Consider the following 22,437-nt stretch of genomic DNA (forward strand, 5'->3'; position numbering starts at 1 on the left):
CGATGACCGAGGCCCCGGCCGGGCAGCGCGACGCCGTCGTCATCGACGGTCTCCACGTCGTCCGGCGGGGACGAGACGTCCTGCCCGGACTGTCGTGCACCGTCCCGGAGGGGGCTGTGACGGGGCTGCTCGGGCCGTCGGGCTCCGGCAAGTCCACGCTCATGCGGGCGGTCGTCGGCGTGCAGCGCGTCGCAGGCGGTCGTGTCGAGGTCCTGGGGGAGCCCGCAGGGTCGCCGTCGCTGCGCGACCGCGTCGGCTACATGACGCAGAGCCCGAGCGTCTACGGCGGCATCACCGTCGCCGACAACCTCCGCTTCTTCTCGCGGGTCCTCGGGTGCTCCGCCGACGAGGTCGACCGCGTGCTGAGCCTGGTCGACCTCGACCGGTACGCCGGGACGCCGGTCGACCACCTCTCCGGTGGTGAGCGCAGCAGGGTGTCGCTCGCCATCGCGCTGCTCGGGTCTCCGAGGCTGCTCGTGCTGGACGAGCCGACGGTAGGCCTCGACCCCGTGCTCCGCGTACGCCTGTGGGACCTCTTCGCCCGCCTCGCCGAGGACGGGACCGCGCTCCTGGTCTCGAGCCACGTCATGGACGAGGCGCAGCGGTGCGACGGGCTGCTCCTGCTGCGCGACGGCGCGCTGCTGGCCACCGACACCCCGGCCGGGCTGCTGAGCCGTACGGGCACGACCGACGTCGAGGCCGCGTTCCTCGCCCTCGTCGCCGAGGCGCAGAGGTGACGCCCCGATGACCGGCCGCGTCACCGCCGCTGTCGCTGTGCGGGTGCTCACCCAGCTGCGGCACGACCGCCGCACGATGGCGCTCATGCTGGTGGTGCCGTGCGTCCTCATGACGCTGCTGTGGTGGGTCTACTCCGACGCGGGCGCGCTGTTCGACCGGATCGGCCCGCAGCTGCTCGGGGTCTTCGGCTTCGTCGTCATGTTCCTCGTCACCTCGATCACGACGCTGGGGGAGCGGGCGTCGGGGACGCTCGAGAGGCTGTTCACGCTGCCGATGGCCAAGCTCGACTTCCTGGTCGGCTACGGGCTCGCCTTCGGGCTCGTCGCGCTCCTGCAGGGCACGCTGGTCGCGGGTCTGTCGGTGTGGCTCCTCGGGCTCGACGTCGAGGGCGGCATGGGTCGCCTCGTCGGCGTCGCGGTGCTCTCGGGGCTGCTGGGGACGGCGCTCGGGCTGTCGCTGTCGGCGTTCGCGGCGACGGAGTTCCAGGCCGTCCAGTTCATGCCGGCGTTCGTCCTCCCTCAGCTGCTCGTCTGCGGGCTGCTCGTCCCGACCCACCAGCTCCCGGACGTGCTCGAGTGGGTGTCGTGGGTGACCCCGTTGACGTACGCGGTCGACGCCGCCGCGCAGGTGGCGACGCACGCCGACTGGACGGGGGACCTCACGGTCGACGTCCTGGTGCTGGTCGGCTTCGTGGTCGCAGGGCTGCTCTTCGGCGCGGCGACGCTGCGTCGGCGTACGCCCTGAGCCGAGAACGCGCCCGCGTCCGCACCCCTATCCTCAGACCATGAGCACAGTTGCGGTCGTCGGTGCCGGCGCGATGGGGGAGGCGATCGTCTCCGGGATGCTCGCACGGGGGTGGGCGCCTGCTGACCTCGTGCTGGCGGTCCGCCGTCCGGAGCACGCGGAGGCGTTGCGCTCCTCGTACGGCGTGGAGGTCACCGACGCTGTCACGGCTGCGGCGAAGGCGGACGTCGTGCTCGTCGGCGTCAAGCCGTACGACGTGCACGGGGTGCTCACCGAGATCGGCCCCCGGCTGCGGCCGGACGCGCTCGTCGTCTCGCTCGCCGTCGGGCTCACGACCGCGCGCCTGGAGTCGGCGCTCCCTGAGGGCACCCCCGTCGCGCGCGTCATGCCCAACACCCCGGCCCAGGTCGGAGCGGGCGTGTCCGTGATCTCGCCGGGTGCCTACTGCGACGACGCGCAGCTCGGTGTCGTGGAGGAGATCATGAGCGCCGTCGGGTCGGTCGTCCGCCTCCCTGAGCACCTGCAGGACGCCGCCGGGGCGATCTCGGGGTCAGGGCCTGCGTACGTCTTCCTGGCGATCGAGGCGCTGATCGAGGCGGGCGTCCACCTCGGTCTTCCGCGGACGACCTCGACCGAGCTCGCCGTCCAGACCTTCGTCGGCGCCTCGCGGCTCGCGGCCGAGACCGGCGAGCACCCGGCGGTGCTGCGCGAGCGCGTGACCTCCCCAGGCGGGACGACGGCCGCGGCGCTCGCCGAGCTCGAGGCCCGCGGCATCCGCGCGGCCTTCCTCAGCGCGACCAGGGCGGCTCGTGACCGTTCGAGCGAGATCGGCGGCTGACGCCGTCGACCCCGGGACGGGAGAGGGGCGAGACGCCGCTCACACCGGGGCTACGCTGGGTGGCATGGATCACGCACCCGGGCGCGCCAGCATCGTCTGCGACGACCGTCTGACGGGCTACAACTTCGGGCCCTCGCACCCGATGGCGCCGATCCGGGTCGACCTCGCGCTCGACCTCGCGACCGAGCTCGGCGTGATCGGCGACGACCTGGTGCGCGTGGGTGCGGAGCCGGCTGACGACGCGCTGCTCGAGACGGTGCACACGCCGCGCTACGTCGAGGCGGTGCGTGCGGTGAGCGCCGACCCTTCACACCCCGACCCGTCGGTCGGCATCGGCACCGAGGACAACCCGGCCTTCGCCGACATGCACGCTGCGAGCGCGCTGATCGTGGGCGCGTCTGTCGAGGCCGCCCGGCGAGTGTGGACCGGCGACAGCCTGCACGCGCTCAACGTGTGCGGCGGGCTGCACCACGCGATGCCCGACCGGGCCAGCGGCTTCTGCATCTACAACGATGTCGCGGTCGCGATCCGCTGGATGCTGGACAACGGCGCTCAGCGGGTGGCGTACGTCGACGTCGACGCCCACCACGGCGACGGCGTCCAGGCGGTCTTCTACGACGACCCCCGGGTCCTGACGGTCTCGCTGCACGAGACGCCGCAGACGCTCTTCCCCGGCACGGGCCTGCCCTCCGAGACCGGCAGCGGTGACGCCGTCGGCACCTCCGTCAACGTGGCGCTGCCGCCCGGCACCTCCGACGCCGGCTGGCTGCGCGCCTTCCACGCGGTCGTCCCGCAGGTCGTGCGCGAGTTCAAGCCGGACGTCCTCGTCACCCAGCAGGGGTGCGACTCCCACATGGACGACCCGCTCACCAACCTCATGCTGAGCGTCGACGGCCAGCGGGCGTCGTACGTGGCGCTGCGCGACCTCGCCGAGGAGGTCTGCGAGGGGCGCTGGGTCGCGTACGGAGGGGGCGGCTATGCCGTCCTCGACGTGGTCCCGCGTGCCTGGGCGCACCTGATGGCGATCGTCGCCGGCCACCCGATCGATCCCGACACCCCCACCCCCGAGGCGTGGCGCAAGCGCGTCGTCGAGATCAAGGGCGGCGGGAGCGCGCCGCTGCGGATGACCGACGGACGCTCGACCTCGTACCGCGACTGGGCCCAGGGCTACGACCCGGCGAGCTGGCTCGACCGGCAGATCCTCGCCACCCGCAACGAGATCTTCCCGTTCTGGGGCCTCGACCCGATGCCGTGATCCCTCGCCCGGTCAGGAGGGGCGTTTGGCGCTCGTGCCCGCGCTGCCCGTACCCTTGGCTGGTGCTGTCCCACGTCCGGGGCACGCGTGAGACTCAGAGAAGGTGAACCGTGGGTTCTGTCATCAAGAAGCGCCGCAAGCGGATGTCGAAGAAGAAGCACCGCAAGCTTCTGAAGCGCACGCGCGTCCAGCGTCGCAAGCTCGGCAAGTAGTCCTCCCCGCATCACGATGGGCCGCGTCGTCCTGGTGACCGGCGTCGCGCGCGACCTCGGCTCGAGGCTCGCGCGCCGTCTCGTCGTGACGCCTGGGGTGGACAAGGTGGTGGGACTCGACGTCTCGCCGCCCAGCGGTGACATGCACGGCATCAAGTTCGTGCGTGCCGACATCCGGACGCCGGTCGTCGGCAAGGTCCTCGCGGTCGAGGACGTGGACACCGTGGTGCACATGAACGTCGCTCCGCCGCAGCGTCAGCTGGGGTCGCGCAGCGCGGTCAAGGAGATCAACGTCATCGGGACGATGCAGCTCCTGGCCGCCTGCCAGAACTCCCGGACGGTGGAGCGGCTGGTCGTCCAGTCGTCGACCGCCGTGTACGGCACGTCGGCGCGCAACCCGGCGATGTTCACCGAGCAGATGGCGGCCCGTTCGGGCATCGCCGTCGGCTTCCCGAAGGACGCGGTCGACGTCGAGGCGTACGTCCGCGGGTTCGGGCGGCGCCGCCCCGACGTGGCGGTGTCGACGTTCCGGCTCGGCAACGTGCTCGCCGCGGACGTGCTGTCGCCGTTCAGCGAGTACCTCAAGCTGCCGGTGCTGCCGGCGATGCTGGGCTACGACCCGCGCCTGCAGTTCCTGCACCCCTACGACGCGCTCAACGTGCTGGCCCTCGCCGCGACCGGCGACGTGACCGGCGCGTTCAACGTCGTCGGCCCCGGTGTGCTGACGCTGAGCCAGATGGGTCGCCGGCTCGGCCGACCGCTGCTGCGGCTGCCGTCGGTCGGGTTTAACGGGGTCACCGAGCGCATGGTGCGGCTGATGAGCTCCGACTTCACGCCCGAGCTGTCCCGGCTGTTCATGTACGGCCGGGTGGTCGACGGCAGCAAGCTCGAGCGCGAGCTCGGCTACGAGGTCCTCTACTCCACTCCTCAGACCCTGGACGCGTTCGCCGAGGCGATCGAGCCGGGCGTCCTCTCAGCACTGGGAGGTGCGCGTGGCTGACGAGCCGAAGGACGACGCTCCCCTGGGGACCCGTGGGCGTCCTGGCCGGGGCACGGGCAAGTCGACGCCGTCGTCGGCGGCGCGCTCGCTCGCTGGTGGCTCCGCCAAGAAGGCGGCAGCGAAGAAGGCGGCGCCGGCCAAGAAGACTGCGCCGGCCAAGAAGACTGCGAAGACGGCTGCGCCGGCCAAGAAGGCGGCGAAGAAGCTCGACGTACAGCCCGCGTCGGTCGAGCCCGAGACGCCGACGGTCCAGATCGCCCCGAAGGCCGACGTGCCTCCCCTCGGGAGCCCGGTCGAGATCATCGCGGTGACGCCCCAGGAGGAGCCGACGGCGTCACCGCCGGAGCCGCCTGCGCCGACGCCGCCCGTCCCGCGCCTCGAGCTGATCCACGACGCCGACGAGCCCTCGGACGACCAGGGAGACGCTCGTCCCGGCATCCCTCTCTCCGACTGGGTCAGCGCGTTGACCGAAGGCGCCCAGACCGTTCTCGGCGACGACTGGGAGGCCAAGGCGGCGCAGCTCCTGGCGCAGCTGCGCCGGCGCCTGACCGGCGACTACGAGGTCGACACCTTCGGTCTCGACCCCCAGCTGCACGCGATCGGCATGGCCGCGCTCCGGCCGATCGCCGAGAAGTGGTTCCGGATCGAGGTCCGCGGGGCAGAGCGCATCCCGTCCGACGGGGGAGCGCTCGTCGTGGCGAACCACTCGGGCACGATCCCGGTCGACGCCGCGATGACGACGCTCATCGTCAACGACCACGCGCACCGTACGCTCCGGCTCCTCGGTGCCGACCTGGTGTTCACCCTGCCGTTCGTGGGCGAGCTCGCCCGCAAGATGGGGGCGACCCTGGCGTGCAACGAGGACGCCGAGCGCCTGCTCGCCGAGGGGCACATCGTCGGGGTGTGGCCCGAGGGCTTCAAGGGGATCGGCAAACCGTACAGCGAGCGCTACAAGCTGCAGCGCTTCGGCCGCGGCGGCTTCGTCTCCGCGGCGATGCGCGCCGGCGTGCCGATCGTGCCGGTCTCGATCGTGGGCGCGGAGGAGATCTACCCGCTCGTGGGCAACGTGCCGTCGCTGGCGCGCCTGCTCGGCCTCCCCTACATGCCGATCACCCCGTTCTTCCCGTGGCTCGGCCCGCTCGGACTGGTCCCGCTGCCGAGCAAGTGGATCATCGAGTTCGGCGACCCGATCCGTACCGACGCGTACCCACCCGAGGCCGCCGACGACCCGATGCTCGTCTTCAACGTCACCGACCAGGTGCGCGAGACGATCCAGCAGACGCTGTACGCCCTCCTGGTCGACCGCGGCCACCCCTTCATCTAACGCTCGCGAGAGACCTCGCGCGTACTCGCGAGAGACCTCGCGCGTACTCGCGAGAGACGCCTCTCGCCGGTACGGCGACACTCTCTCGCCGGTGGGGCAGAACCCTCTCGCGAGGGGGCGGGAGGTCTCTCGCGAGCGGGGGGGGGAGGCTAGGGGCGGCGGGAGCGGACGGCGCCCAGCGCGGCGCCGGTGGCAGCGCCGGCGACGGCGGCGCCGATGAGCCCTGCCCGCGCGGCTCGGCGACCCGTACGGAAGTCGCGGATCTCCCAGCCCTCGCGCCGTGCGTGGTCGCGCAGGTGGGCGTCGGGGTTGATGGCGCAGGGGCGGCCGACGAGGGAGAGCATCGGGAGGTCGTTGAAGGAGTCCGAGTACGCGGAGCAGCGTGCGAGGTCGAGTCCTTCGTCCCTGGCGAGCGCGAGGATCGCGTCCGCCTTGGCGGGACCGTGGAGCATGTCGCCCACGAGCCTGCCGGTGTAGACGCCGTCGACGGACTCGGCGACGGTGCCGAGCGCCCCGGTCAGCCCGAGGCGTCGCGCGATGATGCGCGCGATCTCGACCGGCGCGGCCGTGACCAGCCAGACCCGCTGCCCCTCGTCGAGGTGACGCTGCGCGAGCGCCCGCGTCCCGGGCCAGATGCGGCTGGCCATGGTCTCGTCGAAGATCTCGTTGCCGACCTGCTCGAGCTCGCTGACCGGATGACCGGCGATGAACGCCAGTGCCGCTGCCCGCGCGGACTCCACGTGCTCGGGGTCCTCGACACCCACGTAGCGGAAGTACGCCTGCTTCCACGCCGCGCTGGCGAGCTCGCGGGTGGTGAAGAACCGCCGCCTGTAGAGCCCGCGGGCCAGGTGGAACAGCGACGCGCCCTGCATCACGGTGTTGTCGACGTCGAAGAAGGCGGCCGCCTCCGGATCGGGCGGCACGTCGAAGGTCGACTCGACCTCGGCGGCAGCAGCAGACGCCTCACCAGCGAGCATCGAGCGCGCACGAAGATTGCGGGGCGGTCGGTAGCCGTTCGCTTCCACGGCCACGAGACTACCGATCATGCAGCCGCCGCGGACCCACCTGTCTGTGCCAGACTCGTCGCCATGACGGTGAACGTCGCGGAGATCGTGGCCCGGCAGGCGCTGGCCGACCCTCATGGCACGGCACTCGTGGAGGCGTACGGGGCAGAGCGTGCCCTGACCTGGGCCGCCTTCGACGACCACGTCACGCGTGTCGCCGCCTGGCTCTCCGCGCACGGCCTGATCGCCGGTCAACGGGTCGCGCTCGTGCTCGGCAACCGGCTCGAGCTCCCGGTCACGTACTTCGCCGCGCTCCGGCTCGGCCTGATCGTCGTCCCGGCGAACCCCCGCGCGCCACGCGACGAGGTCACCGCGCTGTGCGCCGGCACCGGCGTGCGTCTCGTCGTGTGCGAGGCGGAGTGGGCTGACGCCTTCGCGCGAGCGGGACTGCCGACGGTCGTCGCAGGGGAGTACGCCGGCGATGCGCACGTACGGCCGTACGCCGACCTGCTGCAGGTCACGCCCGTTCCGCACGGACTGCCGCCCGCGCCTCCGGACCCGGAGGCGGTGGCGTTGCTGATGGCGACCTCGGGGACCTCCACCGAGCAGCGCGTCGTGATGCTCAGCCACCGGGCGCTGCTGGCCAACCTCGAGCAGGTCGCCGCCGTCGACCCACCGCCCGTACGACCCGACGATGTGGTGGTCGTCATGCTTCCGCTCTTCCACGTCTTCGCCCTCAACGCCGTGCTCGGCCAGGCCTTTCACCAGGGGGCGTGCAGCGTCCTCGTGGACCGGTTCGATGCGGTCAGGACCCTCGACGTGGTGGTACGCCACGGGGTGACGGTCGTCCCCGTCGCCCCGCCGGTCGTCGCGGCGTGGACGGGCCGGCCCGGCGTCCAGCAGGCGCTGGCGGGCGTGCGCCTCCTGCTCAGCGGCGCCGCGCCGATCGACCCCGACCTCGTCGAAGAGTTCGCAGTGACGTCGGGCCACCCGCTCCAGCAGGGGTACGGCCTCACGGAGGCCGCGCCGGTCGTCACCACGACACTCGGCCGTCCGGACGGCAAGCCCGCCTCTGTCGGGGCCCCCGTCGAGGGTCTCGAGCTGCGCCTGGTCGAGAAGGACGGCGACGACGCCGAGCTGGGGGATCCGGGCGAGATCTGGCTGCGGGGGCCGAACCTGCTGAGCGGGTTCTGGCCCGACGGGACCGGTGGGCCCGACGCGGACGGCTGGTTCGCGACCGGCGACGTCGGCATCCTCGACGCGGACGGTGACCTGACGTTGGTCGACCGCCTCCGCGAGATCGTCATCGTCTCCGGGTTCAACGTCTTCCCCCGTGAGGTGGAGGAGGTCCTCGCCGATGCCCCGGGTGTCGCCGAGGTCGCCGCCGTGGGTGTCGAGGACCGCGAGACCGGTGAGGCCGTCAGGGCGTACGTCGTCCCGTCGAGCCCGGGAGCGGACGCCGAAGCGCTCGCCACCGCCGTCCGCGAGCACGCCGAGGGCCGCCTCGCCCGCTTCAAGGTGCCGCGTGAGATCGTGGTCGTGGACTCGCTGCCGCACACGACGACGGGCGAGATCTCCAAGAGCCGTCTGCGGGCGGCCGAGGCGCGACGAGGGGTGCTGGGACTGCCGTGAGCACGGAGCCGACACACGAGGCGACCGGGACGACGCGGGTCGTCGTGTACTCCAAGCCGGGGTGTCACCTGTGCGAGGACGCCGTGGCCCTCGTGGAGCAGGTGTGCGCCGACCTCGGGACCACCTGGCGCGAGGTCGACATCAGCGGCGACCCCGAGCTGATGCGTGTCTACGGCGAGCAGATCCCGGTGACCTTCGTCGACGGCCGCCAGCACGACTTCTGGCGCGTGGATCCGGACCGCCTGCGCGCGGCGCTGACCGCCTGAGACCCGCGAACGACGGGGCGTGACCCGTCTCACGGTGTCAGGAGGTGGTCCTCAATTTTGTTCTCACGTTCACAAGCTCTTACAGTGGAGCAGCCGGTGTTCACCGGCGTTAACCCGCCGGCAACATTCCGATCCCTTCCGCGGTGCCAGGAGCGATGTGAACCAGCTGCGAGCGCAGGCCAACGGCCGGCCGGTCTCGGGAATCCCCGAGGCGACGGTCGCACGGCTCCCGGTCTATCTGCGGGCTCTGACCGGTCTCGGTGAGACCGGACTCCGTACGGTGTCGTCCGAGCAGCTGGCCGCAGCGGCGGGGGTCAACTCCGCCAAGCTCCGCAAGGACTTGTCGTATCTCGGATCCTATGGCACCCGTGGTGTCGGCTATGACGTGGAGTACCTCCGCTACCAGATCGCGCGCGAGATCGGCGTCAACCAGGACTGGGCCGTCGTGATCGTCGGCATCGGCAACCTGGGCCAGGCGCTGTCGAACTATGGCGGCTTCCGCTCGCGCGGGTTCCGCATCGTCGCGCTCGTCGACGGAGATCGCGCCCGGGTCGGTGAGGTCCACGGTGACCTCCCGATCCACCACACCGACGACCTCGACCGCGTCGTCACCGAGCACGCCTGCTCGATCGGCGTCATCGCGACCCCGGGCGACGCCGCGCAGGGTGTCGCCGACCGCCTGGTCGCGGCGGGTGTGACGAGCATCCTCAACTTCGCGCCGGCCGTCCTCACCGTCCCCGAGGGCGTCGACGTCCGCAAGGTCGACCTGTCGATCGAGCTCCAGATCCTCGCGTACCACGAGCAGCGCAAGCGGGCTCCCGGTGTGGAGGTCGAGGCATGAGCGTCCTCGTCGTCGGCGTCTCGCACCGCAGCGCCCCCGTCTCCGTGCTGGAGCAGGTGGCGCTCGACGGTGACGAGGTCGCCAAGGTCGCCCAGCAGGCCCTCGAGGCGAGCCACGTCAGCGAGTCGCTGGTCGTGTCGACGTGCAACCGCGTGGAGATCTACGTCGAGGCCGAGCGCTTCCACGGGTCCGTCGAGGACATCTCCGACCTGCTGGTCGCGCGTTCGGGCCTGACCCGCAACGACCTGCTGCGCCACATCTACGTGCACTACGACGACGCTGCCGTCGCCCACCTGTTCTCGGTCGCCGCGGGGCTCGACTCGATGGTCGTCGGAGAGAGCCAGATCCTGGGCCAGGTCCGGGCAGCGCTCCAGCGCGGCCAGGACGACGCGACCGTCGGCCCTGCGCTGAACGTCCTCTTCCAGCAGGCGCTGCGCATCGCCAAGCGGGGCCACGCCGAGACCGAGATCGACCGGGCGGGCCCGTCGCTGGTCGCCGCGTCCCTCGAGCTCGTCGCCAAGGCCGGCCACCGCCTGGAGGACATGCGCGTCCTCGTCGTAGGTGCCGGTGCGATGGCGTCCCTCGCCGCGGCCACTGCGGCCCGGCGCGGGGTCGCGAGCGTGCACGTCGCCAACCGCACCCACGCCAGCGCCGAGCGTCTCGCCGAGAGCATCGGTGGCACGGCGGTCGCGTGGGAGGACCTGGACGACGCGCTCGTCGGCGCGGACCTCGTGGTCTCGTGCACCGGCGCGACCGGGACGGTCATCGGTGCCGACCAGGTGCGTCGCGCCACCCAGGGCCGCACGACCCCGTACGTGATGATCGACCTCGCGCTCCCGCGCGACCTCGACGACGACGTGAGCGAGCTCCCCGGCGTCATGGTGCTCGGGCTCGCCGCGCTGCAGGAGATGCTCGCCGACGAGAAGGGCGCCGCCGACATCGACGCCGTCCGCGCGATCGTCTCGAGCGAGGTCTCTGCCTTCCTCGCGGCGCGTCACGCGGCGAAGGTCACCCCGACCGTGGTGGCGCTGCGCTCGATGGCGACCGCGGTCGTCGACGCCGAGGTCGAACGCCTCGAAGGTCGGCTCCGCGACGTCGACCCGGAGGTCGTCGCCGAGCTGCGCCAGACGGTGCGCCGCGTGGCCGACAAGCTGCTGCACCAGCCGACCGTACGCATCAAGGAGATGGCAGGGCGGCCCGACGCCCTGGCGTACGCCAATGCGCTGGCGGATCTCTTCGCTCTCGACCCGGCGGTCATCGAGGCCGTCAGCTCGGTCGACAAGCCGCTCTCGAACGGAGGTGGGCGGGTATGACGCTCCGTGTCGGTACGAGGGCGAGCGCCCTGGCGACCACGCAGTCCGCGCAGGTCGCCGAACGCCTCGCCGAGCTCACCGGGGTCGAGACCGAGCTCGTCACGATCTCCACCGAGGGAGACCGCAACAGTCGGCCGCTGACCGACTTCGGTGGTCAGGGCGTGTTCGTCTCGGCGCTGCGCGACGCCCTGCTCGAGGGTGCGGTGGACGTGGCCGTGCACTCCCTGAAAGACATCCCGACGGCGCCCGCCGAGGGCATCACCCTCGCGGCGGTCCCGTCTCGCGTCGACCCGCGCGACGCCGTCGTCGCGCGCGACGGTCTGACGCTCGGTGAGCTCCCGCCCGGCTCACGGGTCGGTACGGGCTCCCCGCGGCGTGCCGCTCAGCTCAACGCGCTGGGCCTCGGCATCGAGGTGGTCGGCCTGCGTGGCAACGTCGACACCCGCCTCGGCAAGGTCCGCAACGGCGAGCTGGACGCCGTCGTCCTCGCCGCGGCCGGTTTGCGTCGGCTGGGCAGGATCGAAGAGGCGACCGAGCTCCTCGATCCGCTGCAAGTTCTCCCCGCACCCGGGCAGGGTGCACTGGCGTGCGAGTGCCGTGCCGACGACACCGAGGTCGCCGGCCTGCTCGCCCGCCTCGACGACGACGCGACCCGCGCCGCCGTCACCGCAGAGCGCAGTCTGCTCGCCTCCTTGGAGGCGGGTTGCTCGGCCCCCGTGGGGGCGTGGGCCGAGGTCGTCGACGACGACGGGACACCCCAGCTGTGGCTCCGCGCCTTCGTCGGAGATCCCTCCGGCGCACCGTCCATACGACTGTCCGCGACCGGATCCGTCCAGGACCCGGTCGGGATCGGTGAGCGCCTCGCTGCCGAGATGCTCGCCGAGGGCGCCGACTCGCTGGTGCGAGTCGTGGCCCCATGAACCCACACCCCCGTGAGTCAGTCACCCAGAGGCAGACGAGGAAAGAGAACCGTGAGCACCTCCACCGCCACCCGTAAGCGCAAGGCGAGCGAGCCGGAGCAGGCCGTGCCTGCCGGCAGTGCCGCCGCCGACGCGACCCCGGACGCCGTGAGGCGTCCCGTCGGCCACGTGAGCTTCGTCGGGGCAGGACCGGGTGACGCCGACCTCCTCACGCTCCGCGCCAAGGAGCTGATCGACGCCGCTGACGTCGTCATCATCGAGTCGCCGGAGCAGGCCGCCCTCGCGCCCGAGGGTGCCGAGGTCGTCGACGGCGGCCACGGCGAGGACGGCGGGGTGCTGACCCCGTCGGCGCGCGGCCGCCTGGTGGTCAAGCACGCCAAGAGCGGCAAGAACGTCGTCCGTCTCCTCGTCGGCGACCCGTTCACCTTCGCGACGGGACCCGAAGAGGCCCAGGCCTGCGACAAGGCCAACATCTCGTTCGAGATCGTCCCCGGCATCTCGTCGGCGACCGCCGTCCCGGCGTACGCGGGGATCCCGCTGACGAGCCGCTCGCACCGCGAGGTGGCTGTCGTGCGGATGGGGGAGACCAAGGTCGACTGGACCCCGTACGCGGGCGACCAGACCGTCGTCATCCTCAGCGCAGTCAACACGATCAAGGACGTCGCGAACGGCCTCATGGAGGCCGGCCGTGCCCCCGAGACCCCGGTCGCGATGACGCGGGTCGGGACGACCACGGAGCAGTCGACGCTGGTCTCCACGCTCGAGAAGGTCGCCGCTGACGCCAAGGCCGCGAAGATGGCGCCGCCCGCGGTGACCGTCGTGGGTGACGTCGTCAACCTGCGCGAGACCCTGTCGTGGTTCGAGACGAAGCCGCTCTTCGGCTGGCGCGTCCTGGTGCCGCGGACGAAGGAGCAGGCCGCGACGCTGGCGAACCGTCTGCGCAGCTACGGCGCGGTCTCCGAGGAGGTCCCCACGATCTCCGTCGAGCCGCCGCGCAACCCGCAGCAGATGGACAAGGCCGTGCGCGGTCTCGTCGAGGGCCGCTACGAGTGGGTCGCGTTCACCAGCGTCAACGCGGTGAAGGCCGTGCGAGAGAAGTTCGACGAGTACGGCCTGGACGCCCGGGCGTTCTCCGGCCTGAAGGTCGCGGCCGTCGGTGAGAAGACGGCCGAGGCGATCACGGCCTGGGGCATCCGTCCCGACCTGGTCCCCAGCGGCGAGCAGTCGGCACGCGGCCTCCTCGAGGACTGGCCGCCGTACGACGAGCTGCTCGACCCGATCAACCGCGTGTTCCTGCCGCGCGCCGACATCGCCACCGAGGCGCTCGTCGCGGGCCTGGTCGAGCTCGGCTGGGAGGTCGACGACGTGACGGCCTACCGCACCGTGCGCGCCGCGCCGCCGCCGGCGCCGACCCGCGAGGCGATCAAGACCGGCAAGTTCGACGCGGTGGTCTTCACCTCGAGCTCGACCGTCCGCAACCTCGTCGGCATCGCCGGCAAGCCGCACGCGACCACCGTGATCGCCTGCATCGGTCCCGCGACCGCGCAGACGGCGGAGGAGCACGGCCTGCGCGTGGACGTGGTCGCGCCGACGCCGTCGGCCGAGGTCCTCGCCGACGCCCTCGCCGACTTCGGCGCGAAGCGTCGCCTCGCGATGATCGAGGCAGGCGACCCGGTCACCAAGCCGTCGCAGCGCACCAAGGGCTCGCGCCGCAGGAGCTGATGATGGCCACGCGTGACGGCTCCTTCCCCGAGGTCCGACCCCGACGCCTCCGCACCACTTCGGCCATGCGCCGGATGGTGTCGGAGACGTCGGTGGAGCCGCGCCAGCTCGTGCTGCCCATGTTCGTGGCGGAGGGGCTGTCTGAGCCGCGCGCGATCTCGAGCATGCCGGGCGTCGTCCAGCACTCCCGCGAGTCCGCGCGCAAGGCCGTCGCCGAGGCGGCCGAGCTCGGCCTCGGTGGCGTCATGCTCTTCGGCGTGCCCGAGCACAAGGACGCCACCGGCTCCGGGGCGGTCGCCGACGAGGGCATCCTCAACGTGGCCATCCGCGACGCCCGCGCGGAGGTCGGGGACGCCTTGGTCGTGATGTCGGACCTCTGCCTCGACGAGTTCACCGACCACGGCCACTGCGGCGTCCTCACCGCGGACGGTCGGGTCGACAACGACGCGACGCTCGAGATCTACGCCGAGATGGCGCGCGCGCAGGCACGCGCGGGCGCCCACCTGCTCGGGCCGAGCGGCATGATGGACGGCCAGGTCGGGGTGGTCCGACGGGCGCTCGACGCCGAAGGGCTCACCGACACCGGCATCCTCGCGTACGCGGCGAAGTACGCGTCCGCCTTCTACGGCCCGTTCCGCGAGGCCGTCTCGTCGTCGCTGCAGGGCGACCGGCGGACGTACCAGCAAGACCCGGCCAACGGGCGCGAGGCGCTCCGCGAGGTCGCGCTCGACGTCGCCGAGGGGGCCGACCTCGTGATGGTGAAGCCCGCCATGGGGTTCCTCGACGTCGTCGCGTCCGTAAGGGCAGCGGTCGACGTTCCCGTGGCGGCGTACAACATCTCCGGCGAGTACGCGATGGTCGAGGCGGCCGCCGCCAAGGGGTGGATCGACCGGGACGCGGCGATCGCCGAGACGCTGCTCTCGATCCGCCGTGCGGGCGCCGACATCGTCCTCACCTACTGGGCGAGCGAGTACGCCGCCCGGCTCGCGCGCTGAGGCGCTGCCGGGTCAGCGGTTGGCGACAGCCGTGGCCGCCGCCTCGGCGGCTTCCTTGCCGTTCGGCCTGGCCTCGACGTAGGCGTTGACGCACGCGTCGAGCGTGTCGCCCGAGACGTTCAGACCGGCGCAGAACGCCTGCGCGAGCTCGGTCACCGTCGGCTCCGGCGCCGGCTGGGTGGTCGGCGGGTCGGTCGGGTCCGGCTGCGTCGGCGTGCTGGGCTCGCTCGGCGGCGGCGTGGTCGGGTCCGGCTGGGTCGGCGGGTCCGTCGGAGGCGTCGTCGGGTCCGTCGGAGCGGGATCCGTCGGCTTGGTCGGCGGAGGCGTCGTCGGGTCCGTCGGAGGCGTCGTCGGGTCGGTCGGCGGAGGCGTCGTCGGGTCCGTCGGCGGGTCCGTCGGAGGCGTCTTCGGCGGGTTGGTCGGCGGAAGCGTGAGCCCGCCCTTCGGCGGCTCGACCGGCTTCGGAGGCTTGACGGTCAGCGCGACGATCGTGGGGGTCGGCTGTGACGACCCGGCCTCCGGGCCGCCCGGCAGCGGTGACAGCGGCGCCGGACCCAGCGGGCCGAGCGGCAGCGACGGGGCGCCGGGGAACGGCGCGTTGGGAAGCAGCCCGAGCGGGTTGGCGGAGCTGTAGCTGCGGGCGATCGCGAGGACCTGGTCGGCGTACGCCGTGGAGCGGTTGTACGACATCAGGGCCGCCCGGGCGCCTGCCTCCGTGCTGAGGTCGTGGCCGCCCACGCACAGGTACACAGCCGCGCCGAGCGCCGCGTCGTTGATGTTGTTGGGGTCGGCCTTGCCGTCGCCGTCGGCGTCGACACCGACGGACTGCCAGGTGGACGGGATGAACTGCATCGGACCGACGGCGCGGTCCCAGGTGGCGTCACCGTCCCAGGCACCCTTGTCGGTGTCGGGGATGCGGGCGGTGTTGTTGGTGCCGTTCAGCGGGATGCCGATGATGGCCCGCGTCGTCGCGCCCGTGCTGGTGACGGTCGCACCGCCGAACTGGCCGTGGTTGGACTCCACGCGGCCGATGGCGGCGAGCAGCTCCCACGAGAGCTTGCACTCGGGCTTGGTCGCGGCCATCACGCTGGCGGCTCGCTGGTAGGCAGCGAGCGCGGGGCCGGGGATGCCGGCTGCGGGGGCCGCGACGCCCAGCGGGGCGGCGACCTGGCTCAGCGACTGCTGCTCGACGGGGTCCTGGCCAGGAGTGATCTGGAGGTTGGGACCGCTGACGGGGACCTCGGGAGCACCCTCGTCGTACGCGGTGTACGCCGCGGCGTCGACAGGGCCGGCTTGACCGGGCATCGCGACGGCAGCACCCCAGGCGCCGGCGATGAGCGCGCAGGGGAGGAGCGCGGCGGTCGTCTGCCACCAGCTGCTGCTCTTGTCGCCCTTCGCGTTGCGCTCCTCGCGTCCCGCCATGCGTCCCCTCAACTCCTCGTGAGCCCGATCTCGCGATCTCTCCGAACATCCGGTGTCACCCTGTGTCCGAAGTCCACCCTAGAGAAGTGCTGGTGATCTGGCTAACACTCGCCAGGATATTCAGCACTTCCTCAGCCTCCAGCCTAGACCGGACTCGGGCCGTCTACGCCTGTCGTCCGAAGGCCAGAAGCCCATCGCACCACATCTCGCGGTCGCTGGCGAGAGAAGGACCGATTTGACCACCCACCTGGGATCCTTGTCCTGGTCGGGGACAATGGCGGGGTGGCTGGCTCCGACATCTCGCAGATCCTGTTCGACCGTGCCCGCGCCGTCTCTCCTGGCGGGGTGAACTCGCCCGTCCGGGCATTCCGCGCCGTGGGTGGCACCCCGCGCTTCATGCGCGAGGGCAAGGGAGCGCGGCTCACCGACGTCGACGGCAACACGTACGTCGATCTCGTTGCGTCGTGGGGTCCGATGCTGTTGGGCCACGCCCGCCCCGAGGTCATCGAGGCGGTGCGCGAGGCAGCGGCCCGCGGCACCTCGTTCGGCACGCCCAGCGAGCCGGAGGTCGCGCTCGCCGAGGAGATCGTCGCGCGGACGCCGGTCGACCTCGTCCGCATGGTCTCCTCGGGTACGGAGGCGACCATGTCGGCGATCCGGCTGGCCCGCGGCTGGACCGGTCGCGACCTGGTCGTGAAGTTCGCCGGCTGCTACCACGGGCACGTGGACGCGCTGCTCGTCGAGGCCGGCTCGGGCGTCGTCACCTTCGGCCTTCCCGGCACCCCCGGCATCCCGTCCGCGTCGACGGCGCAGACCCTCGTCCTCCCGTACAACGACCGCGAGGCGGTTGCCGCCGCGTTCGCCGAGCACGGCGCCCAGATCGCGTGCGTGATCACCGAGGCGGCGCCCGGCAACATGGGCGCGGTCCCGCCCCTGCCGGGGTTCAACGAATTCCTCGCGCACACCTGCCGCGAGCACGGGGCGCTCTTCATCTCCGACGAGGTGATGACGGGCTTCCGGGTGAGCCGCAGCGGGCACTGGGGGCTCGACGGCGCCCGGGAGGGCTGGGCTCCCGACCTCATGACGTTCGGCAAGGTGATGGGCGGCGGGTTCCCCGCGGCGGCGTTCGGCGGCCGCGAGGAGATCATGCGCCAGCTCGCGCCCGAGGGGCCGGTCTACCAGGCCGGCACCCTCTCGGGGAACCCGGTCGCGACGACGGCCGGGCTCACCACCCTGCGCCTCGCCACCGACGCGGTGTACGCCCACCTCGACGAGGTCGCGGTCACCGTCCAGGGGCTCGCGGCAAAGGCCCTCGACGCCGCGGGAGTCCCGCACGTGGTGCAGGCCGCGGGCAACCTCTTCAGCGTCTTCCTCGGGCGTACCGAGCCCGTCGTCGACTTCGCCGACGCGCAGGCGCAGAGCCAACCCGCGTACAAGGCGTTCTTCCACGCGATGCTCGACCACGGCGTCTACCTCCCGCCGAGCGCGTTCGAGGCGTGGTTCGTCTCCGACGCGCTCGACGACGACGCCCTCGCGGACATCGAGCGGGCCCTGGAGCCCGCGGCCCGCGCTGCTGCGGCGACAATGGCCGCATGACCAGCAGCGACCGTACGACCGTGCACCTGATGCGGCACGGCGAGGTGCACAATCCCGCAGGCGTCCTCTACGGCCGGCTTCCCGACTACCACCTCTCCGACCTCGGGCGGCAGATGGCCGAGCGCGGCGCCGAGTACTTCGAGGGCGAGGACATCACGCACCTCGTCGCCTCCCCGCTGGAGCGGGCACAGGAGACGATGGCGCCGATCGCCAAGACGCTCGGCCTCGAGGTGACCACCGACCCCCGCGTCATCGAGGCTGGCAACCAGTTCGAGGGCAGGACCTTCGGGGTCGGCGACGGCTCGCTGCGCCACCCCAGCGTGTGGTGGATGCTGCGCAACCCGAACAAGCCGTCGTGGGGCGAGCCGTACAAGCAGATCGCCGCCCGCATGCTCGAGGCGATGGCCGACGCGCGCGACGCCGCCCGCGGTCACGAGGCCGTCATCGTCTCGCACCAGCTGCCGATCTGGGTGGCGCGGCTGACGGTCGAGCGTCGCCGCTACCTGCACGACCCGCGCAAGCGCCAGTGCTCGCTGGCCAGCGTCACCTCGGTCACGTACGAGGGCGACGTGCCGGTTGCCGTCGCGTACAACGAGCCGGCGGGCGACCTCATCCCTGCCAAGCTCCGCAAGAAGTTCGTCGGAGGGGCGTGACCGTGCGCCTCGTCCGCCTCGCCGCCACCGCCGCCGCGCTGGCGTTGCTCGCCGGTTGCTCGTCGTCCACCCAGGCCGACGAGACGACGGGCGGCTTCGTCGCCGGAGACGGTTCGATCACGGCGCCGAAGGCGGACGAGCGCAAGCCCGCACCCGCGCTCGAGGGCGAGACCCTCGACGGGGACCCGATCAAGCTGGCTGACTTCGCCGGCAAGACGGTGGTCGTGAACGTGTGGGGGTCGTGGTGCGCCGAGTGCCGCGTGGAGGCCCCGGCGTTCGCGGCGGTCGCCGCCGAGACCGGTGACGACGTGCAGTTCCTCGGGATCAACATCCGGGACTCGCGCGCGGCGGCGAAGGCCTACGACGAGAACTTCGGGATCACCTACCCCTCGCTCTTCGACCCGGCCGGCACGACCGTGCTCGGCTTCCGCGACAGCCTGCCCTCGATGGCGGTGCCGACGACCTGGGTGATCGCGCCCGACGGGACCGTCGCCGCACGCATGCTCGGCTCGGTCTCCGAGCCGACGCTGCGAGGGCTGATCGAGGACGCCTCCGATGGGTGACTGGGCGTACGACACGGTGCTGTCGGGGTCGCTGATCATGGCAACGGCCGTGGCGCTCCTCGCGGGACTCGTGTCGTTCTTCTCGCCGTGCGTGGTGCCGCTGCTGCCGGGCTACCTCTCGTACGTCTCCGGCATGACGGCGGCCGAGGTCGCCGCCGACGGCAAGTCGGCGCGCCAGCGTGGCCGCCTCGTGCTCGGGGCCGGGTTGTTCGTGCTCGGCTTCAGCGCCGTCTTCGTGTCGTACGGGGTGCTGTTCGGCTCGGTCGGGATGCAGCTGCGCGAGTACGAGCGGCCGCTCACGATCGTCATGGGCATCGTCGTGATCCTGCTCGGCCTGGCCTTCATGGGATTCGTGCCGTGGCTGCAGCGTGACGTCCGCGTCCACGCCGTGCCGTCGGTCGGGCTCGCGGTGGCGCCCCTGCTCGGGGTGCTCTTCGCGATCGGCTGGACCCCGTGCATCGGCCCGGCGCTCGGCGCGGTGCTCGGCTTGGCGTACAACGAGGGGACGGCGGGGCGTGGCGCCTTCCTCACCGCCGCGTACTGCGTGGGCCTCGGCGTGCCGTTCCTGCTGGCGGCGTTCGCGTTCAGCCGCTTCGCGCGTGCGACGGCGTGGGTGCGCCGTCACCAGCGGGGGATCGCACTCGTCGGCGGCGGGCTGCTCGTCGTCGTCGGTGTGCTGCTCTTGACCGGGCTGTGGGGGCAGCTGATGACCGAGCTGACCTCGTGGGTCGGCAGCTTCGAACCGGTGGTGTGATGGCCGACAAGAATCGCGGACCGAAGGCCAGGGGTGCGGCGCCCGCCCTCTCGTTCGTCGAGACCCTGCGTTGGGCGTGGCGTCAGCTGACGTCGATGCGGACGGCGCTGTTCCTCCTCCTGCTGCTGGCCCTCGCGGCGGTGCCGGGCTCGATCGTCCCGCAGCGCGGCGTGGACCCGCGTGCCGTGGCCGCGTACTTCGAGCGTCACCCGGACCTCGCGCCGGTGCTCGACAAGCTCGGCGCCTTCCACGTCTACACGTCGGTGTGGTTCAGCGCGATCTACATCCTGCTGATGATCTCGCTCATCGGCTGCATCGTGCCGCGCATCGGCGTGTACGCCCGCGCGCTGCGGGCTCGCCCGCCGAAGGCCCCCCGCAACTTCTCGCGGCTGCCCGCGTCGGCGTCGTACGAGACGACGGCCGACGTCGAGTCGGTCCTGGCCGACGCGGCGAAGTCCCTCGGGATGGCCCGCAAGGACACCGTCACCGAGACCGACGACTCCGGTGCGGTCGTCGGGGGCGAGGTGCGGGCCGAGAAGGGGTACCTGCGCGAGCTCGGCAACCTCGTCTTCCACATCAGCCTGGTGGTCGTCCTCGTCGGCGTCGCGTCCATGAATCTTCTCGGCTACCGCGGCAACGCGATCGTCGCCGAGGGCGGGGGCTACTCCAACACGCTCACGCAGTTCGACGAGTTCACTGCCGGCGGGCTCTTCGACACCGACGACCTGCCGCCGTTCTCGATGACGCTCGACGAGTTCGACTCGCGCTTCGAGCTCGAGGGGCCGCAGCGGGGCGCGCCGCGCAGCTTCGTCGCGTACGGGACGGTCACCGACAAGCCGGGCGACGAGCCCCGTCCGTACGAGCTCAAGGTGAACCACCCGCTGCGGGTCGACGGCGCCTCGGTGTACCTCGTCGGCCAGGGCTACGCGCCGGTGATCCGGGTGACCGACGGCAAGGGCCGCGTGGTCTTCGACGACGCCGTGCCGTTCCTGCCGGCCGACCCCACGTACACGTCGAACGGTGTCGTGAAGGTCCCCGACGCCCGTCCTTCGCAGCTGGGCTTCCAGGGCTTCTTCCTGCCGACCGCGGTCTCGACGGGCGAGGACGAGATCCCGGTGTCGGCGCACCCGGCCGCCGCCAACCCGATCCTCGGGCTGTTCGCCTACTACGGCGACCTCGGGCTCGACGACGGCGAGGCGCAGTCGGTCTACGTGCTGGACAAGGACGAGCTCACGCAGTTCATGGGCGACGACGGCGAGCCGCTGCGCATCATGCTGACCCCGGGCGAGGCAGTCACCCTGCCGGACGGCAAGGGCACGATCGAGTTCGTCGAGCTGCGCCAGTTCGCGCGGTTCCAGTTCAGTGCGCAGCCGGGCGTGATGGTGCCGCTGTGGGGCGTCTCGATCGGCGCGCTCGGGCTCGTGCTGTCGCTGATGATCCGTCCCCGCCGTACGTGGGTGCGGGCGCGGCGTCGCGAGGACGGCACGACGCTCGTCGAGATCGCGGCGCTGGACCGGGTCCCGCGCAGCGACGTCGAGCAGAGCGTCGACGACCTCGCGGAGCGGCTCAGGGAGCGCACGGGGCATACTGAGGCTGACTACGACACGGCGTCGGAGGGCACGACGCCCGAATCGACCAAGGGCGAGACATGACACTCGAGGACTACGCGAACTTCTCCAACTACGCGATCGCGTCGGCGACAGCGGTGCTCGCCCTCGCCTGGCTGGCGTCCGTGGCGCAGTGGGCGTTCGGGTCGAAGGCCGTGCGCGCCGAGCAGTCCGCCTCGGTCGCCGAGCCGGCGCTGGTCGGTGCCGGAGTCGGTGGCGGTGCTGGGGCGTCGGCCGAGGCGTCGGACGACGTGCCCGAGGAGGCCGTCGTCGCCGAGGAGCGCAGCGACCTCGCCGGTCGGATCTCGCTCTCGCTGACCGTCCTCGGGCTCGGCATCCTCCTGGCCGGGGTCGTCACACGCGGCCTGGCGGCGGAGCGGGTGCCGTGGGGCAACATGTACGAGTTCGCCATGACGGGCATCTCCGTCGTACTCGTCGGCTACCTCGCGATGGTCGTCTGGATGAAGGTCCAGTGGCTCGCCCCGCTCGTCCTCGGCTTCTCCGTGGTGATGCTCGGCCTGTCGATGACGGTCTACGTGCCGGCCGGTCCGCTGGTGCCGGCGCTCGACTCGTACTGGCTCGTCATCCACGTCGCGTCCGCGATCGTCGCCGGCGCAGGCTTCCTGATCGGTGCGGGCGCGTCGATCCTCTACCTGGTCAAGTCGCGTGCGGAGGCGAAGGGCGGCGCGAAGGGCTATCTCTCGCGGCTCCCCAGCGCTGCGTCGATGGACCAGCTCGCGTACCGCGTCACGGCGTTCTCGTTCCCCGTGTGGACGTTCGCCGCGCTGATCTCGGGTCCGATCTGGGCCGAGCACGCCTGGGGTCGTCCGTGGGGCTGGGACCCGAAGGAGGTGTGGGCGTTCATCACGTGGGTCGCCTACGCCGGCTACCTGCACGCCCGTGCGACCGCAGGGTGGAAGGGCAAGGCCGCCGCGATCCTGGCGCTCGTCGCCTTCACGACCTTCATGTTCAGCTTCGTCGGGGTCAACCTCTTCTTCCCCGGGCTCCACTCGTACGCCAAGTAGCGGCCAGCCGCCG

22 protein-coding genes are annotated in these 22,437 nt (G+C 72.0%); 20 read left to right on the top strand and 2 right to left on the bottom strand.

Annotated elements, in window-relative coordinates; translation table 11 throughout:
- Nucleotides 1-2: 2 nt before the first annotated feature.
- The 7 genes from NYZ95_RS07340 (at nucleotide 3) to NYZ95_RS07370 (ending at nucleotide 6,111) form a co-directional block, all read left to right on the top strand.
- Complete coding sequence (locus NYZ95_RS07340; protein ID WP_262850232.1) at nucleotides 3-737, top strand: ABC transporter ATP-binding protein; 735 nt, start codon at nucleotides 3-5, stop codon at nucleotides 735-737.
- A 7-nt stretch (nucleotides 738-744) separates the two neighbouring features.
- Nucleotides 745-1,482, top strand: coding sequence for an ABC transporter permease (locus NYZ95_RS07345; RefSeq protein WP_262850234.1), 738 nt, complete (start codon nucleotides 745-747; stop codon nucleotides 1,480-1,482).
- 40 nt (nucleotides 1,483-1,522) lie between these two features.
- Nucleotides 1,523-2,320: a pyrroline-5-carboxylate reductase gene (proC, locus tag NYZ95_RS07350; protein WP_262850236.1), complete on the top strand. Its 798-nt coding sequence runs from the start codon at nucleotides 1,523-1,525 to the stop codon at nucleotides 2,318-2,320.
- A gap of 64 nt (nucleotides 2,321-2,384) precedes the next feature.
- A complete protein-coding gene (locus NYZ95_RS07355) occupies nucleotides 2,385-3,575 on the top strand; it encodes an acetoin utilization protein AcuC (RefSeq protein WP_262850238.1) in 1,191 nt (396 codons plus the stop codon).
- Between the two features lie 110 nt (nucleotides 3,576-3,685).
- Nucleotides 3,686-3,787, top strand: a complete 102-nt coding sequence (locus NYZ95_RS07360; protein WP_100414870.1) for a 30S ribosomal protein bS22 — start codon at nucleotides 3,686-3,688, stop codon at nucleotides 3,785-3,787.
- Nucleotides 3,788-3,803: 16 nt separating this feature from the next.
- On the top strand, nucleotides 3,804-4,787 hold the full coding sequence (locus tag NYZ95_RS07365) for an NAD-dependent epimerase/dehydratase family protein (protein WP_262850244.1): 984 nt from the start codon (nucleotides 3,804-3,806) through the stop codon (nucleotides 4,785-4,787).
- The gene (locus NYZ95_RS07370; protein WP_262850246.1) at nucleotides 4,780-6,111 is read left to right on the top strand and encodes a lysophospholipid acyltransferase family protein; all 1,332 of its coding nucleotides are present in this window, start codon (nucleotides 4,780-4,782) and stop codon (nucleotides 6,109-6,111) included. Before NYZ95_RS07365 ends, NYZ95_RS07370 begins: the two co-directional genes overlap by 8 nt.
- A gap of 149 nt (nucleotides 6,112-6,260) precedes the next feature.
- On the opposite strand, the gene NYZ95_RS07375 is transcribed toward NYZ95_RS07370, so the two are convergent.
- A complete protein-coding gene (locus tag NYZ95_RS07375) occupies nucleotides 6,261-7,136 on the bottom strand; it encodes an HAD family hydrolase (RefSeq protein WP_372500459.1) in 876 nt (291 codons plus the stop codon).
- A gap of 63 nt (nucleotides 7,137-7,199) precedes the next feature.
- On the opposite strand from NYZ95_RS07375, the gene NYZ95_RS07380 reads away from it, so the two are divergent.
- From NYZ95_RS07380 to hemB, 7 genes are all read left to right on the top strand, one after another.
- Complete coding sequence (locus NYZ95_RS07380; protein ID WP_262850248.1) at nucleotides 7,200-8,747, top strand: AMP-binding protein; 1,548 nt, start codon at nucleotides 7,200-7,202, stop codon at nucleotides 8,745-8,747.
- A complete protein-coding gene (locus tag NYZ95_RS07385; protein ID WP_262850250.1) occupies nucleotides 8,744-9,013 on the top strand; it encodes a glutaredoxin family protein in 270 nt (89 codons plus the stop codon). The genes NYZ95_RS07380 and NYZ95_RS07385 overlap by 4 nt, the downstream gene beginning before the upstream one ends.
- A gap of 157 nt (nucleotides 9,014-9,170) precedes the next feature.
- Nucleotides 9,171-9,854, top strand: coding sequence for a redox-sensing transcriptional repressor Rex (locus NYZ95_RS07390; RefSeq protein WP_262850252.1), 684 nt, complete (start codon nucleotides 9,171-9,173; stop codon nucleotides 9,852-9,854).
- Nucleotides 9,851-11,167, top strand: a complete 1,317-nt coding sequence (locus NYZ95_RS07395; RefSeq protein ID WP_262850254.1) for a glutamyl-tRNA reductase — start codon at nucleotides 9,851-9,853, stop codon at nucleotides 11,165-11,167. The genes NYZ95_RS07390 and NYZ95_RS07395 overlap by 4 nt, the downstream gene beginning before the upstream one ends.
- Nucleotides 11,164-12,087 carry a hydroxymethylbilane synthase gene (gene hemC / locus NYZ95_RS07400; protein WP_262850256.1) on the top strand — a complete coding sequence of 308 codons (924 nt, stop codon included), beginning with the start codon at nucleotides 11,164-11,166 and terminating at the stop codon, nucleotides 12,085-12,087. The genes NYZ95_RS07395 and hemC overlap by 4 nt, the downstream gene beginning before the upstream one ends.
- A gap of 51 nt (nucleotides 12,088-12,138) precedes the next feature.
- Complete coding sequence (cobA, locus tag NYZ95_RS07405) at nucleotides 12,139-13,809, top strand: uroporphyrinogen-III C-methyltransferase (RefSeq protein WP_372500460.1); 1,671 nt, start codon at nucleotides 12,139-12,141, stop codon at nucleotides 13,807-13,809.
- Between the two features lie 2 nt (nucleotides 13,810-13,811).
- Nucleotides 13,812-14,804, top strand: a complete 993-nt coding sequence (gene hemB, locus NYZ95_RS07410) for a porphobilinogen synthase (protein WP_262850258.1) — start codon at nucleotides 13,812-13,814, stop codon at nucleotides 14,802-14,804.
- Between the two features lie 12 nt (nucleotides 14,805-14,816).
- Here the strand turns inward: hemB and NYZ95_RS07415 are convergent, their stop codons facing one another.
- Entirely contained in the window at nucleotides 14,817-16,226 is a 1,410-nt protein-coding gene (locus tag NYZ95_RS07415) for a lytic transglycosylase domain-containing protein (protein WP_262850260.1), read from the bottom strand.
- A 282-nt stretch (nucleotides 16,227-16,508) separates the two neighbouring features.
- Between NYZ95_RS07415 and hemL the strand changes: the two genes are divergently transcribed.
- Genes hemL through ccsB form a run of 6 tightly spaced genes read left to right on the top strand, consistent with a single transcriptional unit; the run spans nucleotide 16,509 to nucleotide 22,424 of the window.
- The gene (gene hemL, locus NYZ95_RS07420; RefSeq protein ID WP_262850262.1) at nucleotides 16,509-17,822 is read left to right on the top strand and encodes a glutamate-1-semialdehyde 2,1-aminomutase; all 1,314 of its coding nucleotides are present in this window, start codon (nucleotides 16,509-16,511) and stop codon (nucleotides 17,820-17,822) included.
- Nucleotides 17,819-18,475 carry a histidine phosphatase family protein gene (locus NYZ95_RS07425; RefSeq protein WP_262850264.1) on the top strand — a complete coding sequence of 219 codons (657 nt, stop codon included), beginning with the start codon at nucleotides 17,819-17,821 and terminating at the stop codon, nucleotides 18,473-18,475. Before hemL ends, NYZ95_RS07425 begins: the two co-directional genes overlap by 4 nt.
- Entirely contained in the window at nucleotides 18,472-19,038 is a 567-nt protein-coding gene (locus NYZ95_RS07430) for a TlpA family protein disulfide reductase (RefSeq protein WP_262850265.1), read from the top strand. Before NYZ95_RS07425 ends, NYZ95_RS07430 begins: the two co-directional genes overlap by 4 nt.
- Nucleotides 19,031-19,792, top strand: a complete 762-nt coding sequence (locus tag NYZ95_RS07435) for a cytochrome c biogenesis CcdA family protein (protein ID WP_262850267.1) — start codon at nucleotides 19,031-19,033, stop codon at nucleotides 19,790-19,792. Before NYZ95_RS07430 ends, NYZ95_RS07435 begins: the two co-directional genes overlap by 8 nt.
- Nucleotides 19,792-21,444, top strand: coding sequence for a cytochrome c biogenesis protein ResB (gene resB / locus NYZ95_RS07440; protein WP_262850269.1), 1,653 nt, complete (start codon nucleotides 19,792-19,794; stop codon nucleotides 21,442-21,444). Before NYZ95_RS07435 ends, resB begins: the two co-directional genes overlap by 1 nt.
- Entirely contained in the window at nucleotides 21,441-22,424 is a 984-nt protein-coding gene (ccsB, locus tag NYZ95_RS07445) for a c-type cytochrome biogenesis protein CcsB (protein WP_262850271.1), read from the top strand. Before resB ends, ccsB begins: the two co-directional genes overlap by 4 nt.
- The last annotated feature ends 13 nt before the right edge of the window (nucleotides 22,425-22,437 follow it).

The sequence above is a fragment of the Mumia quercus genome, assembly GCF_025506335.1.
Classification (GTDB): Bacteria; Actinomycetota; Actinomycetes; order Propionibacteriales; family Nocardioidaceae; genus Mumia; species Mumia quercus.